General features: G+C 66.7%; 16 protein-coding genes. 9 read left to right on the top strand and 7 right to left on the bottom strand.

The window, feature by feature from the left end; all coding sequences use genetic code 11:
* The first annotated feature begins 6 nt into the window (after positions 1-6).
* Positions 7-954 carry a transcriptional regulator GcvA gene (gene gcvA / locus ACFO27_RS07135; protein ID WP_376816719.1) on the top strand — a complete coding sequence of 316 codons (948 nt, stop codon included), beginning with the start codon at positions 7-9 and terminating at the stop codon, positions 952-954.
* Positions 955-978: 24 nt separating this feature from the next.
* Here gcvA and ACFO27_RS07130 read toward each other — a convergent pair whose 3' ends face one another.
* From ACFO27_RS07130 to ACFO27_RS07120, 3 genes are all read right to left on the bottom strand, one after another.
* Entirely contained in the window at positions 979-1,422 is a 444-nt protein-coding gene (locus ACFO27_RS07130) for a nuclear transport factor 2 family protein (RefSeq protein ID WP_376816718.1), read from the bottom strand.
* A 114-nt stretch (positions 1,423-1,536) separates the two neighbouring features.
* Positions 1,537-2,958: an MmgE/PrpD family protein gene (locus tag ACFO27_RS07125; RefSeq protein WP_376816717.1), complete on the bottom strand. Its 1,422-nt coding sequence runs from the start codon at positions 2,956-2,958 to the stop codon at positions 1,537-1,539.
* 45 nt (positions 2,959-3,003) lie between these two features.
* Positions 3,004-4,089 (bottom strand): SDR family oxidoreductase, encoded by a 1,086-nt coding sequence (locus ACFO27_RS07120; protein WP_376816716.1) that lies wholly within the window; start codon positions 4,087-4,089, stop codon positions 3,004-3,006.
* Positions 4,090-4,396: 307 nt separating this feature from the next.
* Here ACFO27_RS07120 and ACFO27_RS07115 point away from each other — a divergent pair, with 307 nt between their 5' ends.
* From ACFO27_RS07115 to ACFO27_RS07100, 4 genes are all read left to right on the top strand, one after another.
* Positions 4,397-5,530 (top strand): zinc-binding dehydrogenase, encoded by a 1,134-nt coding sequence (locus ACFO27_RS07115; RefSeq protein WP_376816715.1) that lies wholly within the window; start codon positions 4,397-4,399, stop codon positions 5,528-5,530.
* A gap of 25 nt (positions 5,531-5,555) precedes the next feature.
* Complete coding sequence (locus ACFO27_RS07110; RefSeq protein ID WP_376816714.1) at positions 5,556-6,710, top strand: NADH:flavin oxidoreductase/NADH oxidase; 1,155 nt, start codon at positions 5,556-5,558, stop codon at positions 6,708-6,710.
* 47 nt (positions 6,711-6,757) lie between these two features.
* Positions 6,758-7,828 (top strand): amidohydrolase family protein, encoded by a 1,071-nt coding sequence (locus ACFO27_RS07105; protein ID WP_376816713.1) that lies wholly within the window; start codon positions 6,758-6,760, stop codon positions 7,826-7,828.
* A gap of 119 nt (positions 7,829-7,947) precedes the next feature.
* Positions 7,948-9,123 (top strand): ABC transporter substrate-binding protein, encoded by a 1,176-nt coding sequence (locus tag ACFO27_RS07100; protein WP_376816712.1) that lies wholly within the window; start codon positions 7,948-7,950, stop codon positions 9,121-9,123.
* Positions 9,124-9,226: 103 nt separating this feature from the next.
* Here the strand turns inward: ACFO27_RS07100 and ACFO27_RS07095 are convergent, their stop codons facing one another.
* From ACFO27_RS07095 to ACFO27_RS07085, 3 genes are read right to left on the bottom strand one after another with little or no spacing between them, the layout of a single operon-like run.
* The gene (locus ACFO27_RS07095) at positions 9,227-9,727 is read right to left on the bottom strand and encodes a MarR family winged helix-turn-helix transcriptional regulator (RefSeq protein WP_376816711.1); all 501 of its coding nucleotides are present in this window, start codon (positions 9,725-9,727) and stop codon (positions 9,227-9,229) included.
* A gap of 11 nt (positions 9,728-9,738) precedes the next feature.
* Entirely contained in the window at positions 9,739-9,930 is a 192-nt protein-coding gene (locus tag ACFO27_RS07090; RefSeq protein ID WP_376816710.1) for a DUF2783 domain-containing protein, read from the bottom strand.
* A 16-nt stretch (positions 9,931-9,946) separates the two neighbouring features.
* Positions 9,947-11,641, bottom strand: coding sequence for an FAD-dependent monooxygenase (locus ACFO27_RS07085; protein WP_376816709.1), 1,695 nt, complete (start codon positions 11,639-11,641; stop codon positions 9,947-9,949).
* Between the two features lie 330 nt (positions 11,642-11,971).
* On the opposite strand from ACFO27_RS07085, the gene ACFO27_RS07080 reads away from it, so the two are divergent.
* Positions 11,972-12,619: an MAPEG family protein gene (locus tag ACFO27_RS07080; RefSeq protein WP_376816708.1), complete on the top strand. Its 648-nt coding sequence runs from the start codon at positions 11,972-11,974 to the stop codon at positions 12,617-12,619.
* A 63-nt stretch (positions 12,620-12,682) separates the two neighbouring features.
* Here the strand turns inward: ACFO27_RS07080 and ACFO27_RS07075 are convergent, their stop codons facing one another.
* Positions 12,683-13,753 (bottom strand): permease, encoded by a 1,071-nt coding sequence (locus ACFO27_RS07075; protein ID WP_376816707.1) that lies wholly within the window; start codon positions 13,751-13,753, stop codon positions 12,683-12,685.
* Between the two features lie 251 nt (positions 13,754-14,004).
* Here ACFO27_RS07075 and ACFO27_RS07070 point away from each other — a divergent pair, with 251 nt between their 5' ends.
* The 3 genes from ACFO27_RS07070 to ACFO27_RS07060 all read left to right on the top strand — a co-directional run.
* Positions 14,005-14,430 (top strand): VOC family protein, encoded by a 426-nt coding sequence (locus tag ACFO27_RS07070; RefSeq protein ID WP_376816706.1) that lies wholly within the window; start codon positions 14,005-14,007, stop codon positions 14,428-14,430.
* A gap of 107 nt (positions 14,431-14,537) precedes the next feature.
* On the top strand, positions 14,538-15,668 hold the full coding sequence (locus ACFO27_RS07065; RefSeq protein ID WP_376816705.1) for a metallophosphoesterase family protein: 1,131 nt from the start codon (positions 14,538-14,540) through the stop codon (positions 15,666-15,668).
* On the top strand, positions 15,665-16,323 hold a 659-nt coding region (locus tag ACFO27_RS07060), incomplete at its 3' end, for an AAA family ATPase (RefSeq protein ID WP_376816704.1). The genes ACFO27_RS07065 and ACFO27_RS07060, both read left to right, overlap by 4 nt.

The following is a 16,323-nucleotide window of genomic DNA, read 5'->3' as shown; positions in this document are numbered from 1 at the left end:
AGATCCATGAGCGCGCCATTGCAAAAACGGCAGATGCCCCCGCTCAATCACCTCAGGGCGTTCGAGGTGGCGGTGCGCCATGAAAGCTTCACCAAGGCTGCCGCCGAGCTGAACGTGACGCAGGGGGCGATCAGCCGCCACATTCGCTCCCTCGAGGGTTATCTGGGTTTCCAGCTGTTTGAACGGGTCAATAACAATCTCGTGATTCCGCAGGCCAGCCGCGAGTTCGCGCGCGCGTTGACCGAGTCCTTCGACGGCATCAGCCATGCGACCCAGATCTTGCGCCAGGGCAAGCGGCGGACGGTGCTGACCGTGCATTCTTATACGAATTTCCTGATTCGCTGGCTGATTCCCAAGCTGCCCGACTTTCAGGCGCAATATCCCGATATCGAAATCCGGCTGTCGTCGGGACGCACCGAGGTCGATTTCGCCGTGGACGACATCGACGTGGCAATCCGCTACGGAGTGCCGCCCTGGCCCGGCATCTGGTCGGAACAGTTGTTCCAGGTCGAAATGGTGCCGGTCTGCGCACCCGGCCTGGCCGACGCTGTCGGCTTGCATCGCCCTGAAGATCTGCTGAAGACCACGCTGTACCACGGCTACGCACGGCGCGATGAATGGCAGGCCTGGTGGTCCCAGGTCAGCACGGCGCCGTTCACGCCGTTCCGCGAAATCTACCCCGAGGATCAGGCCGTCATGCATCAGTGCGTGCTGGCCGGCATGGGAGTGGGGCTCAGCCAGCGTCACTATGTCCTCGACGACATCGCCGCCGGCCGGCTCGTGATCCCGTTCGACGTGCCGCTGCTCCATGCCAACGGCTTTTACGTCGTGTGCCTGCCGGATCGCATGGAAGTGCCCAAGATCGCCGCATTCCGCCAATGGATCCAGGACCAGCTCCGGCAGGATGAACCGGAGGCCAGCCCCGAGGAGAACGAGGCTTCCTTCGAGGATTGACCCCGGAGCACGAGGCTCACGCGTTCAGGTCGGCAGAAAGCTGGCGCGCAGCGTGGAAATCCGCCAGCCCTCGGGCGTGCGGGCAAACAGGAAGACATAGGATCCCGACATGCTGATCTTGCCGGGGCCGTCGCGCCAGTCCGTGATGAACATACGGCCGCGCCCATGGGCGATGTCGTGATCCGATGCATCGCGCCACAGCACGAGATCGGTGATCATGTGCCGCGACAGGCTGCGGAAGTTCTGCGTGATGGCCCGGTACACCAGGGCTTCCAGGGCGGCACGGCCTTTTGGGTTCCCCGCGTCGAGTCCCGATCCGCCCTTGGCCGCCGGCGCCACATTGCCGCCTAGCCACTGGCCGTCTTCTGCGAAGAGACCGGCCCATTCCTTGCCCTGCTCACCGTCCAGATAGTGGACGTAGTGGCCCATCAGAAAACGGATCTCGCGTTCGTCTTCGGCGTCCAGCATTTGACCAAACATGGTTGCTCCTCATGAGGTGGTTTGAATCGTTCAATGCAGTGGCTCTTTCACCTGCCCTGCGCGATCCGCACTGCGCCGGAGGAGCGTGTTTCGCGGCGCTGGTCAAAGAGTCAACAGGCCGATGAGCGTGTTTGCATCGGGGGCGGCGTGCAGGCCGTCGATGGCCGCGTGCAGGCGCCGCGGCAGATCGGCGGGCCAGGCCAGGCCGCTGGCAGCCATGCAGCCAGCCAGCTTGGCATCGAAATCCGCCGCCGTCATGCGGGATTTCGGGTGGCCTTTGGGGTAGTCGATGCGGTGCTCGAAGCGGCCGAGTTCCGTGTCCACCGTAACGATGGCGGGTGAAATGTTGCGCGACCATTCCTGATCGATGGCAGCGTCGACGCGGCCGTCGATGCGGGCTGCCAGGGCCAGAACGTCGGGATTGCGGATGCCTTCTTCGGTGAAATGCCGCAGGGCCACCTCGCCGTCGAGCAGCGCGCAGGCCACGGTGTACGGGATGCTGAACTGCGCCTGGACGATGGTCCTTGGAGCGTGCCGGATGTCTTCGGGCGTGCAGACGGCCTGATAGGCATCGTGCGTGAGGTGGACCACAGCGCTGCGCACGCGTGCCGGATCGAAGCCCGGGTGCCGGCGGATCGCCAGGGCGGCCTCGATGGCCGGATGATTGAAGCGGCAGCAGGGATAGGGTTTGTAGCTCAGGTCCAGCATTTCATAGGACTGGCCCAGTCCCTGACGCAGGCGCCCGGTATCGACGCGGTTGTCCAGATAGCTCCGAAACAGGCCGTCGATGCCCTCGAAAGTGCGCACGACGCCCTGCACTCCGCGCAGGGACATCTGGACCGAGAGCAGGGCGGCCTTGGCGGCAAAGCCCGGCTGCATGCGTTTGGTGCTGGCGCCGTCGCGGGTGACCTGGTGCGTGCCGGCGGCCTGGCTGTAGGCAATGCCCAGAGCATTGGCCGTCTGCGCGGCATCCAGTCCCATGACGCGCGCCGCTGCCGCCGTTGCGCCGAAGTAGCCGAAGAGCGACGTATACATGAGGCCGCTTTCAATGATGCTGATCCGGGTGCTGACCCCCAGACGGCAGATCAGCTCCAGGCCGGCGACGATGCCGGCGAGCAGATCCGCGCCGCTGGCTGCAGGCGCCAACTGGGCGGCGGCCAGCGCTGCGGGGATGATGGAGACGCCGGCATGCAGTACGGCGGCATCGTGCGTGTCGTCGTAATCCCGGGCGTGGGACATCATGCCATTGACCCAGGCCGCGTGATGCGCGGGCACTCGGATCGACGAGCACAGGATGCCGGCTTCGGGCCGTCCTCCCCAGCCTTCGACCAGATCGCGGACCGTGTCCACCCCGTGTGCGGACGATCCGGCGATGGCGCAGGCCAGGGTGTCGAACAGGTTTTCGCGGGCGGCGGCCAGGACGGCGGCCGGGATGTCACTCACCAGCAGGGCAGCGGCAAAGGCCGCGTAGTGTGTGCCGAACTCTTCGTCGAAGATCTGAGGGGCAGTCGTGGAATCGAGCATGGGCTGAGATGGGCTGAGTCTGCGCAGGCAATCGTCTGGCCCGGATCAGGGCAGAAATTTTTTCTGGCGATATTGGGAGAGCTGGTCGAGCATCATGGCTTCGGTGTCCACGGTCCTGTGGAATCCTGCCAGCCGGATCTTGGTCATGGAGGAGATGACGTCATAGTCGTAGTTCAGGGTGAAGTCGGCAAAGCCCCACGAGGCGACCTGATCGATGGCCAGCGGCTGCAGACCATGCTGCTTGACGATTTCATCCCAGACCGGGCCCTTGTCGGCCATCCACTGCACCAGCGAAAAATGCCGGACCGGACCAGCCTTCATGCCGAAGTGGTCCGCCAGTCTCGACCAGACATGCTCCCATCGGAACAGGTCGCCGTTGGTGATGTTGAAGGCCTGGTTGGCTGCCTCGGGCGTACGGCACATCCAGAAGATGGCTTCGGCCAGTTGCCGGGCCTCGGTCAGTTCCAGCAGGCTGGTGTAAGCGCCCGGCTTGCCCGGGAATTCCAGCGGCAGGCCGAGATGCCGGCAGATAGCCGCATAAACGCCGATGGAGGCCAGCATGTTGGGGGCGCCGCCGGCGGTCTCTCCGCTGATGATGCCAGGCCGGCTGGTCGACCAGCTCCAGCCGGCGCGCGCGGATTCCTCGATCAGGAAGTTTTGCTGGTCGAAATAGAAGTTCGGCGGCATGTGCCCTGGATCGGATTCCCGCGCCGGAGTAGGAAAAGGACCGAAATGCAGACCGTACCATTTGGTGCCGGCCAGTGCGTGCACGTGGCGCAGGGTGGGGCCGCTGCATGCCGCCGTGATGTTGCGCAACATGTTCAGGTTGGGTTCCACGTTTTCGATCCCGACCTTGGCGTGCGGCATCATGGCGGTATACAGGGTATGACGTGCCCGCGCCGCGTAGACCAGGTGCGTGACCGCGACGCCCTCCACCGCGCGCTTGCAGGATTCCGGATCCAGAAAATCGGCGGCTGCGTAGCGGACGTTCGGCCGTGAGCTGGGCGGCGGATTCCTGCACAGCCCGATCACGTTCCAGTTCGGCGTGCTGCTGACGATGTCGATCAGATGCTGAGTCGCCACGCTGGTGGCGCCTGCCACGACCAGGGTTCCGCCGCTTTCATTTGCCATGTGCCTGCTCCCTTTTTTGCGTGTGGAAGGTCAGAAAATTCCCGTCCAGCTTATCGGCGGTGGGAGCCTGCGTCCATGTTGAATATTGAATGACTGAGTCCCGAATATCCGAACACGGGCCGGATGATTCAGGCCATGAGCAATAGTCATGACCAGCACGCGGAATTGTGGCTTGCCGCGGTTGCCGGAAGGCCTTTTACTGGATCAAGAAATCCGCTCGCCGCGGCCGTTGCCTGAAACTCTGGGCATCGCCGGCGGCATACGACACGATAATGATCCGATGAAATGATCGAGAGGAGCGTGGAACATGAAGATGACCGCCGCGGTGATGTATGAACAAGGGCGCCCGAAGCCTTATGTGGACAGCCTGCCTTTCCAGATCGAGGACGTGGAGCTGGAAGGACCCGGCGAGGGCGAAGTGCTGGTGGAAGTGGTGGCTGCGGGCCTCTGCCATTCCGATCTGTCGCAGGTCGCGGGCCTGCGCAAGCGCAAGCTGCCGGTCGTGGGAGGGCATGAAGGCGCGGGGATCGTCCGTGAGGTGGGCGCTGGCGTCACGGAATTGAAGCCGGGCGACCATGTCGTCATGACGGTGGTGTCCGGTTGTGGCTGCTGCCGTGCGTGCAATCGCCAGCGGCCCGCGCTGTGCCAGAGCGTCACCGTGCCGCGTACGCAGGGCCTGCTGGCCACCGGGGTGAGCCGCCTGAGCCGCAATGGTCAGCCGATCTATCACTATAGCGGCGTGTCGGCCTTCGCCCAGTACGCCATTACCGTGCCCAAATCGCTGATCCGCATCGACGACGATGTGCCGCTGGACGTCGCCGCCATGTTCGGCTGCGCGGTGGTCACTGGCGCGGGGGCCGTGCTCAATACCGCCCAGGTGCCGGCAGGCGCCAGCGTGGCCGTGATCGGCCTGGGCGGCGTCGGACTGAACGCCGTGATGGCGGCGCGCATCGCCGGTGCATCCCAGATCTTCGGCATTGACATCAATGCCGGAAAGTTTCCGCTGGCGCGCGATCTGGGTGCGACCGAAACGGTCCTGGCGTCCGATCCGGACATCGTTCAGAAGATCCGCGATCTCAGCAAGGGTGGCGTCGATTTCACCTTCGACATGACCGGCAATCCGCAGGCGGTGGCCATGGGCAATGCCATCACGGCACGCGGCGGCGACGTGATCTGCGTGGGCCTGGGCGCATCCGATACGCTGTTCCAGTACGTGCATGCCGCGCTGGTGACCGAAGAGCGCGGATTGCGCGGTTCGTTCATGGGGTCGACGGTGCCCGAACGCGACATTCCGCATTACATCAGCCTATACAAGGCGGGCAAAATGCCGGTGGACCGTCTCAAGAGCAGCGAAATCTCGTTCGCTGAACTCAATCTGAGCCTGGATCAGTTGGATCGCGGCGAGGTCGTGCGGCAGATCTTGATGCCGCACGCTGCCTGAGCGGCCATTTGCCGGGAAACGAGACATGGCCAATCTGTTCTCCAGCCTGCAATTGCGCGGCGTGAGCATCCGTAACCGCATTGCCATTTCGGCCATGTGCATGTATTCCGCGGACGAGGGCATGGCGTCGGACTTTCATCTGGCGCACTACGGCCGCTTCGGCCTGGGGGGCGCCGGTCTGGTCATGATCGAGGCCACGGCGGTCCTGCCTGAAGGGCGGATCAGTCATGGGGATCTGGGCCTCTGGTCGGACCGGCAGATTGAACCGCTGGCACGCATCGTGCGCATGCTGAAGGCGCAGGGCGCCACTGTGGGCATCCAGTTGTGCCACGGCGGGCGCAAGGCCAATCGCCAGCGGCCCTGGCATGGTAACGGGCCGGTGGGCAATGAGGACCAGGCGCTGCGCGGCGAAGCCGTCTGGCCGCTCAAGGCGCCCAGTGCGCTGGCGTTCGGTGCCGGATACCAGGTGCCGGAGCCCGCGACCTATCGCGACATGACCGACATCCGCGAGGCCTTCGTCGCCGCGGTGGCGCGTGCGGATCGAGCGGGGTTCGACCTCATCGAACTGCATGCGGCGCATGGCTTCCTGCTGCACTCCTTCATGTCGCCGGTGACCAATCGGCGTTCCGATGCCTATGCCGGTTCGTTCGAGGGCCGCCATCGCTATGTCCTGGAAGTTGTTGGCGACATGCGCGCGGCGTGGCCCCGCGAGCGGCCGATGTTCGTGCGCGTGTCGGCCCAGGACGGGGTGGAGGGCGGTCGCACGCTGACCGATACGGTCGCTTTCGCACGGGTCCTCAAGGCGGCGGGCGTGGACGTGATCGATTGTTCGTCGGGCGGCCTGGCTGGGCATTCCGCCTCGACTTCGCGCGATGCGCCGGGCTACGGCTTCCAGATTCCCTATGCCGAGGCCGTGCGCAGCGAAGCCGGAATCGCGACGATGGCGGTGGGTCTGATCACCGAGCCCGAACTGGCCAACGAGACCATCGTACAAGGGCGGGCGGATCTGGTGGCGATCGGCCGCCAGGCGTTGTTCGATCCGAACTGGCCCTTGCACGCCGAGGCCCGGCTGGGTGTCGTAGATGCGGCGAATCCTTATGCCTCCTGGCCGGTGCAGTATGGCTGGTGGCTCAATGGGCGCCATAGAACGCTTGCGAGCCTGCCGTCCCGGCGGGACTGACCGATATGGGGCGCGCCGGGTGCCATGCATCCAAGGAGATTAACGATATGACGATGAAAAACGCTGGAAGAACGTCCTTCCGAGGCAATCAGCCCAAGGGCACGGCGCAGCTCGATGCCTGGCATGCCGGCTCGCCTTCCGAAGCGGCGCTGGAACCCGAATTGCCCATCATCGATCCGCATCACCATTTGTACGACTCTCCCGCCACGGGCAGTCGCTACCTGTATCCGGACTTGCTGGCCGACCTGGCGTGCGGGCACAACATCGAGGCGACCGTGTTCGTCGAAGCCTACCACTCGATGTGGCGTGCCCGGGGTGAAGAGGCGATGCGACCGGTCGGTGAAATCGAATTCGCCCGGGGCGTAGGCGCCATGGCCGACAGCGGCATCTATGGCTCGTGCCGGGTGGCGGCGTCGATCGTGGGATTTGCGGATCTTGCACTTGGAGATCGTGTGGTCCCCGTGCTTGAGGCGATGGCCGAGGCCGGTGGCGGGCGGCTGACAGGTATTCGCCAGCAAGCAGCGTACGATCCCGGCGCCATCGGTGCCACGATCAAGCATGGGGCTCCACAGCATCTGCTGCTGGATCCCGGGTTCCAGAAGGGGTTTGCGCAATTGGCCCGTTTTGGACTCAGCTTCGATGGCTGGCTGTATCACACGCAGCTCGATGAGTGGGCGCAGCTTGCTGCCCGCTTTCCGGATACGACCATGGTGCTCGACCACGTGGGTGGGGTCATCGGTGTGCCCGAGTATCCCGGCTACAGGAACGCATTCCACGAATGGCGTACCGGCATCGAGGCTCTGGTGGCTTACCCCAACGTCCACATCAAGGTGGGCGGGATGGGCATGGCTGTCTTCGGATTCGGCTTCGAGCGGGGCGAGCGGCCTGCCGGGTCCGAGGCCCTGGTCCGGGCATGGAAGCCCTATGTCGACGTTTGCGTGGACCTCTTCGGCCCTGAGCGCTGCATGTTTGAAAGCAATTTTCCTGTGGACAAGCAGTCCTGCGGCTACACCGAGCTTTGGAATGCCTTCAAGATCGCCAGCGCGGCTTTTTCGCCCGATGAGCGCCGGGCCCTGTTCCATGACACGGCGGCTCGGGTATACCGCATCGCCACTTGATTGGATTGTCCGACGAGGGCTCCGAGATTCGCCGGCTTTCTCGTCGTTTCAAATGGCGGGGCTCCATTGGAGTCATGCCGGTTTCATAGCGATACCACTAATCTATCGGAGACAGAGCCATGAACCAGAAGTACATTTTCAATCCTCGGGCCGTCATGGCCTCTTTGGCTGCTGCGGGCCTGCTATACGCAGGTGCGGTCGGGGCCGAAACCTTGAAGATCGGTGTGATCGCTGCGTTGACGGGGGGCGGTGCCCCCTGGGGGATGGCTGCGGCGGAAGGGCCCAGAATCCTGGCCGAGCGGGTCAATGCGGCCGGTGGCCTCGACGTAGGAGGCAAGAAAGTCAGGGTCGAGGTCATCGCCTACGACGACCAGTACAAGGCCGCCGAAGCGGTAGCCGCCTATAACCGCCTGGTCAACCAGGACGGCGTCAAATACGTGATCATCCTGTCGTCCGCGGCCACCATGGCGTTGAAGCAGAATGTCGAGGACGACAAAGTCATCGGCATGTCTTCGGCTTATACCAGCAAGGCGCTGGACAAGGATTCCCGTTTCATGTTCCGTATGTACAGCGCGCCGGAGGATTACCTGCCATCGATGATCGGCTGGATGAAGGACAATCTGAAGGGCCGGCGCGTGGTGGTGGTCAATCCCAATGATGAAACGGGCTGGGATCAGGTGCGCTTGAGCGAGGCGATCTTCAAGGAAAAGGGTTTCGAGGTCCTTGGCCATGAGCTGTTCGAGCGTGCCCAGAAGGACTTTCAGCCCATGCTGACGCGCATCATCGCCATGAAGCCCGACATGATCGAGCTGGGCGGAACGTCGCCCGCCACGGCCGGCCTGATCATCCGACAGGCCCGCGAGTTGGGATATGACAAGCTGTTTACCAAGACGGGCGGCGCGGGTCCGAAGGAAATCGTCGCCGGCGCGGGCGCCAAGGCGGCGGAGGGCACCATCAACATGCTGTATGCGGATCCGGCGAACAAGGGCTACCAGGATCTGGCCGCCGAATACAAGAAGCGCAACGGCCATGATGCCAACGAGATCATCGTGTCGTTCTATGACGGGGCCAACGCGATCCTGCACGCGGTCCAGAAGGCGGGCACACTCGATGATACGGAAAAGGTCGCCGAATCCTTCAAGGCCGCCATGCCGTTCAAGTCCGTCCAGGGCGAGGATCTGGAGATGGGCGGCATGAAGCACTACGGGATCGACCATCAGGTCATGACAGTGAACTATATCGGCGAGATCCGCAACGGCGAGCCTGTGGTGCTTGGCAAGACGTCGAACGATTGACTGCCTGCTTGCTTGCAGCCGATGGGGCCCCTCGTACGCGGGAAGTGTCCGCCGTCCGGCATGCCTGGTCCGCCCACGCCTCCGTGATCGCCGCCGAGGCGCGTCACGGTGATTCGTCCGTGTCTTCGCCGGCCGCGCCGTCCCGGGCGAGCGTGTGGGCGATGAGGCGGTCGAGCAGTGCGCTCAGGGTCGCGTATTCGTCGTCGCTCAGGCAGCCCAGGATTTCCTGGTTGCGCTCGTGCACGAACCGCATCGTGCGGTTCCAGGCTTCCCGGCCCGCCGCGGTGAGCGTGAGCACGACGCCGCGGCCGTCCTCCGGGCTGCCGTCCTTGCGCACCAGCCCCCGGTCGACCAGCGACTGGGCGGCGCGGCTGGCCTGGCTCTTGTTCAGGTGCGAACGGTTCGCCAGTTCCTTGATCGACAGGGGGGCGAAGCGGCCGATCGCGGCCAGGCAGCGCCCGTCGCTGAGCGACACGCCGACTTCTTTCAGGTAGCCGGCGGCGCTCTGGCGATCGATGCCCTTGCGCAGGACGTTGAAGCGATAGGTGAAGCTGCGCTCGAGCGGAGGCGTCGGGACGGGGCGGGGGCGGGCGGGGCGCGTCATGGAGAGCGATTCTACAGATCCTTCAGCGCCGCCTGGATCTGTCGCTGGAAGCGTTCGGCGTCGCCCAGCGCGTCGGCGTTGAGCAGGGCCAGCTTGACGAGGAAGAGTTCGGCCTTGTCGGGGCCGGCCTGGTCGATGGCCGTGGCCAGGGCGTCGTAGACATTTTCCAGGCCGGCGATGTCCAGCGTGCGGTGTTGCGTCATGGTGTTCTCCTGATCCTTATTGCGGCAGGGCGGTGTCCAGTGCGGCTTGCAGGCGGATGGCGTCGAGCGCGAGCCAGCGCGCGCACACGTGCTGGTCCGGGCGCAGCAGGTAGGCGCCGCCGCCCGCCAGCACCCCATAGCGCTCGCGGAAGTGGCCGTCGGTGTCGGCGAGCGTCAGGTCGGCGCCCTCGACGACCGGCTGCCCCGTGCCGATGGCGATGACCTTCAGCGGCACGCCGCGGGCGCGCGTGGCGGCGACCACCTCCCGCAGCGGCGCGGGGATGGCCGGCGCCTGGGTGAAATACAGCAGGTCGAAGCCGCCGCCCAGGTGATCGAGCAGGAAATCGTCGGCCGCCAGGCGGATGTTCCGCGGCGGCGCGCCGTGGGCGGGACCGGCGGCGAACAGCGCGTCGTCGTCGCCCGTGCAATTGAGCATCGAGCGGGTGTATTCGTGCGGACGCGAGGTGCGCCAGTGGTACAGCGGGCGCACGAACGCCTCGGTCAGCGACAGCGACAGGACCGCGTCGCGCAGCAGGCGGAAGCCGCGCGTGGGCGGCGTCATGAAGCGCGTGCTCTTGCCCGCCTCGTCGATGATTTCACGGGCGGCGCCGACGCGCTCGGCGCTGTGGTTGGCGAGCAGTTTCCTGCCCGCGAGGCCCTTGATCACAAAGGCCAGATGCCAGGCCGCCGATTGCGCGTCCTGGAAGCCGGTGTTGGCGCCGCGCACGCCGAAGATCGGCAGCAGGTGGGCGGCGTCGCCGGTGAAGAGGATGTGGCCGTGGACGTAGTCGGGCAGGGTCAGCGTGCGGGCCGAATAGACCGAGTTCCAGTCCATTTCCCATGGGATGCCGGCGTGGCCGATCATCGCGAGCTGGGCGTCGATGCGCCGCTTCAGCGATTCGGGCCGCAGTGCTTCCTCGGGCGTCTCGCCGGCCGGCAACTGGTAGTCGATGCGCCAGATGCCGTGCGGCTCGCGGTGCATGAGGATGGTGTTGCCCGGGTTCCAGTCGGGGTCGAAGAAGGCCAGGCGCTCGGTCGGCAGCGGCAGATCGACGCGGATGTCGGCGATGACGAAGAAGCCCTCGTAGGAGGCGCCCTCCATCTGCAGTCCCAGAGCGGTGCGGATGTCGGAACGGCCGCCGTCGGCGGCGATCACCCAGTCGGTGTCGAGCGTGTAGGGCCCTTCCGGCGTGTCGAGGTGGACCGTGGCGCCGTCGTCCTTCTGCTCGACGCGCGTCGCCTTGTTGCCCCAGCGCAGGTCGATCAGCGGATGGGCGGCGCAGGCGTCGATCAGGTATTCCTCCATGTACTGCTGCTGCACGTTGAGCATCGGGAAGTAGCGGTCGTCCGGATCGTGGGGCGCCTCCATGCGGAAGACGTGCCGGCCGCGGTAGTAGGAATTGCCGAAGCGCCACGGCAGGCCGTTCTCGGCCATGCGGTCGGCCACGCCGACCTGTTGCAGGATCTCCATCGAGCGGCGGGTGAAGACGATGGCGCGGCTGCCTTGCGAGACCTGCAGTTCCGCGGTCGCGATCACGCTGGGCACGCCATGGCGGGCGAGTTCGAGCGCGGCGACCATGCCGGCCGGTCCGGCGCCGACGATGACGACTTTCTGGTGCGGCTGGGGTGGATGCGCGGAGGGCAGCCAGGGCTTGAACACCCGGTAGTCGTAGTAGATCGACGGGCGCGGTTCGGTGGTCGGACGGTGCATCGAGCGTTCTCCTCCGGTGGGGGATCGGACGCGGTGCGGGCGCGGTGCTCCGCCGCCGGACGGCCGATGCCGGACATATCGGTTCTGTATGGTTGCGTTGGCAACTATATGGGAAGATCGTTGCGTGCGCAACTTGTTTTCCATCAGAGGCATGAGAGGAATGGACGCAAAATGCAGTGCATTTTCGCTGTCCGGACGGGCATGGCGCTGTATAAATCCATATCGCGCGGCTGGTCGGTTTTCCGGCCGGGCTCCGGCTCCGGATCAGGGTGGCCGGCTGGAAGGAGACGGCATGCGCCCGGCGCGGCCGTCCGGGAAACAGGAGAAACCATGAGCGAATCCATTGCGGACCCGTCCGATTTCCGCAGGCAGCGCGCCGGCGGCATCGCCGCCATCGCGGTCGCCTCGCTGCTCGCCGCGGGGCTCTGGCTCGGCGTCGATCGCCTGATGTCGCCGCTGCCGGGGATGGACAGCCTTGCCGACCGGATGCTGTTCACCCTCAAATGCTGCTGCGTGGCCGTGTTGTTCTGCCTGGTGACGGGCGTCGAGGCCGTGGCGCACGAACGGCTGACCTCGCCCGCGTTCGATCCCTTGGCGCGTTTCGAGACGAGGCGGCTCCGTGTCAATCAAAGGTACCTGCAGAACACCGTCGAGCAGATCCTCGTGTTCGGCGTGTCGCTGTTCGGGTTGGCGGCCTATTGCGCCGACGGCGCGGAGATGCGGGCGGTGGTGGCGACGACCGTGGTATGGATCGTCGCCCGGGTCGCGTTCTGGCTGGGCTACCACCGCAGCGTGGCGCTGCGCGGGCTCGGGGCGCCGGGCATGATGCTCAGCATGATCGTGCTGCTCTACGTGGCGGCCCGGTTCGGGCACGAGATCGCGGGCGTCGCGGGGGCTGTGGCGCCGGTCGCCGCATTCCTGCTGGCCGAGGCGGTCCTGTTCTGGGGGACGCGGCCGCAAGAGCCTTCCGGCCGCTGACGGCGGGGAGCACTGCTGCCGTTGCCGTGCCCGCGGCGTCCGCGGGCATGCACCCGGCAGGCCTTATCCGCCGAATCCCAGCGCGATCGCCAGTCCGCCGCCGATCACGCCCAGGGCGACCACGCCCAGCGCCAGGACGGCCAGCTCGGACCGCCGGAACGAGCGGCTGACCATGGCCAGGGACGGCAGGCTGACCGGCGGCAGGGTCACCAGCAGCGCGGCCGCCGGCCCCACCCCAACGCCCAGCGCCAGCAGGGCCTGGACGATGGGGACTTCGCCCGCGGTCGGGATGACGAACAGAGTGCCGACCAGCGCGGCGCCCACGATCCACAGCAGGCCGTTGTCGATGCTGAAGTCCAGCACGGGGAACAGCCAGGCGCGGGCGGCGCCCAGCAGCAGCACCAGGACCAGGTATTCGGGCAGCAGCCGCAGCGCCATGCCGGCGAAAGCCCGGGCCCAGCGCCGCAGCACCTGGCCTGGCTGGAAATACGCGGGGTCGGTGTCGAAAGCGGCCGGCGCGGAATCGTCGACTGGCGCGCAGTCCGCCCGGCTCATGCGGTTCAGCGCCCAGCCCAGGCCCAGCACCATCGCCAGCCCCAGCGCGAGGCGCAGGCCGGCCCAGTGCCAGCCCAGGACGAAGCCCATGAAGACCAGGGTGGCCGGGTTGAGCATGGTGTTGCCCAGCCAGTAGGCGGCCGTGTTGCCCGGCGCGGCGCGGCAGTGGCGCAGTCCGGCGATCACGGGGGCGGCGCAGCAGGTGCACATCATGCTGGGGATGGACAGCAGGCCGCCCGTCACCACGCCGCCGGCGTCCGGACGGCCCAGCCAGCGCTCGATCCAACGCGGCGGCAGCAGGGTCTGGATGGCGGACCCCAGCAGCAGTCCCAGCAGCAGGGCCTTCCAGATGGCCAGGCCGTAGGCCTTCGCGTAGTCGAGCGCGGCGTGCAGGGAAGGCGCGGGCGGGGCGTCCTGGCCGCCCGTCAGGATGGATGCGCCGATGGAGTGCGTCTGGGCGGCCGTGAAGGCGCGGTCGTAGTACGGCGACCATTTCACGTAGAACAGGCCGGCCAGGGCGATCAGCGCCACCAGGGCGATGCCCCAGGCGGGGTGGCGGGCGGGACGGGACGGGCTCAACGCGGCCTCCGCGTGGGAAGAGGGCGGACGGGCGATGCGGAAAGGCGGATCATGGGGAGGGTCGGGGCGGTGCGAAGCTGGAATCATAAACCATCGGCCGTCGCCGCCGGCCATCGCGGATGCGCCACGGCATCCGGCCTGGATGGCGTTTCTCGATGGCGCCTGGATGGTGCATTCCCGGATCCGCTTCTACAATCGTTGAAACCGCAATCATTCAGACCAAGCAACCTCTTCGTTCCCTGGAGCCCTCCATGAGCCTGTCCCCTTTCCACCTGGCCATCCCCGTGTACGACCTGTCCGCCGCCCGCTGCTTCTACGGCGAGGTCTTCGGCCTGGAGGAAGGCCGCTCCAGCGCGCAGTGGGTGGACTTCAACTTCTACGGCCACCAGTTGGTGATCCACGAGCATCCCCGGACGGCGTCCCAGGAAAGCGCCCACACCAATCCGGTGGACGGGCACGACGTGCCGGTGCCGCACTTTGGCGTCGTCCTGGAATGGGACCAGTGGGAAGCCCTGGCGGAGCGCCTGAAGTCCTTCGGCACGAAGTTCGTCATCGAGCCCTACGTCCGCTTCAAGGGCCAGGTGGGCGAGCAGGCCACCATGTTCCTGCTCGATCCCTGTGGCAATGCGCTGGAATTCAAGGCGTTCAAGGATCTCGGCCAGCTGTTCGCCAAGTAGGCACCGGGCCGGGTGGCCGCATGGGCGCGCGCGACCCGGACAATCCGGCCACGCGCGGGGCGCCCGCGCTTTGACTCGGGGCCGGGGTCGGTGTCAATATCCCGGCCATGCCCAGATTCCTGCACACCGCTGATTGGCAGATCGGCCGCCAGTACGGCCGCTTCGCCCCCGAGGACGCCGCCGTCCTGGCCGAGGCCCGCTACGCCGCGATCGAACGCATCGCCGCGCTGGCGGCGCGGGAGCGCGTCGACGCCGTCCTGGTGGCGGGCGACGTGTTCGACGCCCAGGCGGTGTCGGACCGCACCATCCGGCGCCTGTTCAATGCGCTGCGGGGCTACGAGGGCCCCTGGATCCTGATCCCGGGCAATCACGACGCCGCCCTGGCGGAAAGCGTCTGGACCCGCGCGCAGCGGCTGGGCGCGGTGCCGCCTGGCGCGCACCTGCTGCTGGAGCCGGGCGTGCGCGCGTTCCCCGAACTGGGGTTCGCGGTGCTGGCGGCGCCCCTGACCCAGCGGCAGACGCACGGCGATCTGACGGAATGGTTCGACGCGGCGGAGACGGCCGAAGGTCTGGCGCGCATCGGCCTGGCGCACGGCAGCGTCCAGGGCATCCTGGCCGAGGACATCGATTCTCCCAATCCGATCGCCGCCGACCGGGCGCGGCGCGCGCGGCTGGACTATCTGGCGCTGGGCGACTGGCACGGCTTCAAGCAGGTCGACGAGCGCACTGTGTACAGCGGCACGCCGGAGCCGGAACGCTTCCGCGACAATGGCTCGGGCCGGGTCGCGCGGGTGGACGTGCCGGGGCCCGGCCGGGCGCCGGTGGTGGAGCCCCTGGAGGTCGGCCAGTACCGCTGGCTGGCCTGGGACGAGACCCTGTCGGTCGCGTCCGACCTGGACCTGCTCATCGAGCGCCTGGACGGCCTGCCGCCCGAAACCGTGCTGGACCTGACGCTGGCCGGGGCCATCGACCTGGCGGACGCGCGGCGCCTGGACCAGGCGCTGTCCGTGGCCCAGGGGCGCTGCCGCAGCCTGCAGGTCCATCGGTCGGCTCTGCGGCTGGAGCCCACCGACGAGGACATGGCCGCCCTGCGGGCCGACGGCTACGTGGGCGACGCGATCGCGCAGCTGCGCCAGCGGCAGGACGCGGCCGCGGGCGAGCCGGCGGATACGGCGCGCGAGGCGCTGGCGATCCTGGCCGGGCTCCTGGGAGAGCATCCGACGGGAGCGGGCGCATGAAGCTGCTGCGCCTGCGTGTCGAGCAATTGCGGCAATTCCGAGATCCGGTGGAAGTCGGCGGTCTGGAGCCCGGACTGAATCTGTTCTCCGGACCCAACGAATCCGGCAAGAGCACGCTGGTGCGGGCGATCCGGGCGGCGTTCTTCGAGCGCTTCAAGTCCAGCGGCGCGGAAGACCTGCAGCCCTGGGGAGATACCTCCGCCGCGCCCAGCGTGGAGCTGGAATTCGAGTGGCAGGGCGAACGCTGGAAACTCAGCAAGCGCTTCCTGAAGCAGAAACGCTGCGACCTGGAGGTCGGTGCCCGGCGTTTCAATGGCGACGAGGCCGAGGAGAAACTGGCGGAGCTGCTGGGCTACCAGTTCCCCGGCAAGGGCGCCAGCAAGGCCCAGCACTGGGGCGTGCCCGGCCTGCTGTGGATCGAGCAGGGCGAGGGACAGGAACTGCGCGGTCCGGTGGCCCATGCGGGCAACTACCTGAAATCCGCCCTGGGCGAGGGCCTGGGGGACATCGCCAGCAGCGCGGGGGACGCGCTGATCGCCCGGGTCGAGGCCGAGCGGGCGAAGCTGCTGACGTCCACGGGGCGCCCCACCGGAGAATACGCCGAGATCCTGAGGCAGCACGAGGACGCCCGGACGCGCCTGGAGGTGCTCGACCG

The organism is Castellaniella denitrificans (assembly GCF_042653765.1).
Taxonomy (GTDB): domain Bacteria; phylum Pseudomonadota; class Gammaproteobacteria; order Burkholderiales; family Burkholderiaceae_B; genus Castellaniella; species Castellaniella denitrificans.
This window is presented reverse-complemented; position numbering and strand designations above follow the sequence as displayed.

Excerpts from the sequence above, each read along its gene's own strand:
- gcvA (WP_376816719.1), top strand. The coding sequence starts at position 7 with ATGAGCGCGCCATTGCAAAAACGGCAGATGCCCCCGCTCAATCACCTC.
- ACFO27_RS07130 (WP_376816718.1), bottom strand. The coding sequence starts at position 1,422 with ATGCTGGACGCCGAAGACGAACGCGAGATCCGTTTTCTGATGGGCCAC.
- ACFO27_RS07125 (WP_376816717.1), bottom strand. The coding sequence starts at position 2,958 with ATGCTCGATTCCACGACTGCCCCTCAGATCTTCGACGAAGAGTTCGGC.
- ACFO27_RS07120 (WP_376816716.1), bottom strand. The coding sequence starts at position 4,089 with ATGGCAAATGAAAGCGGCGGAACCCTGGTCGTGGCAGGCGCCACCAGC.
- ACFO27_RS07115 (WP_376816715.1), top strand. The coding sequence starts at position 4,397 with ATGAAGATGACCGCCGCGGTGATGTATGAACAAGGGCGCCCGAAGCCT.
- ACFO27_RS07110 (WP_376816714.1), top strand. The coding sequence starts at position 5,556 with ATGGCCAATCTGTTCTCCAGCCTGCAATTGCGCGGCGTGAGCATCCGT.
- ACFO27_RS07105 (WP_376816713.1), top strand. The coding sequence starts at position 6,758 with ATGACGATGAAAAACGCTGGAAGAACGTCCTTCCGAGGCAATCAGCCC.
- ACFO27_RS07100 (WP_376816712.1), top strand. The coding sequence starts at position 7,948 with ATGAACCAGAAGTACATTTTCAATCCTCGGGCCGTCATGGCCTCTTTG.
- ACFO27_RS07095 (WP_376816711.1), bottom strand. The coding sequence starts at position 9,727 with ATGACGCGCCCCGCCCGCCCCCGCCCCGTCCCGACGCCTCCGCTCGAG.
- ACFO27_RS07090 (WP_376816710.1), bottom strand. The coding sequence starts at position 9,930 with ATGACGCAACACCGCACGCTGGACATCGCCGGCCTGGAAAATGTCTAC.
- ACFO27_RS07085 (WP_376816709.1), bottom strand. The coding sequence starts at position 11,641 with ATGCACCGTCCGACCACCGAACCGCGCCCGTCGATCTACTACGACTAC.
- ACFO27_RS07080 (WP_376816708.1), top strand. The coding sequence starts at position 11,972 with ATGAGCGAATCCATTGCGGACCCGTCCGATTTCCGCAGGCAGCGCGCC.
- ACFO27_RS07070 (WP_376816706.1), top strand. The coding sequence starts at position 14,005 with ATGAGCCTGTCCCCTTTCCACCTGGCCATCCCCGTGTACGACCTGTCC.
- ACFO27_RS07065 (WP_376816705.1), top strand. The coding sequence starts at position 14,538 with ATGCCCAGATTCCTGCACACCGCTGATTGGCAGATCGGCCGCCAGTAC.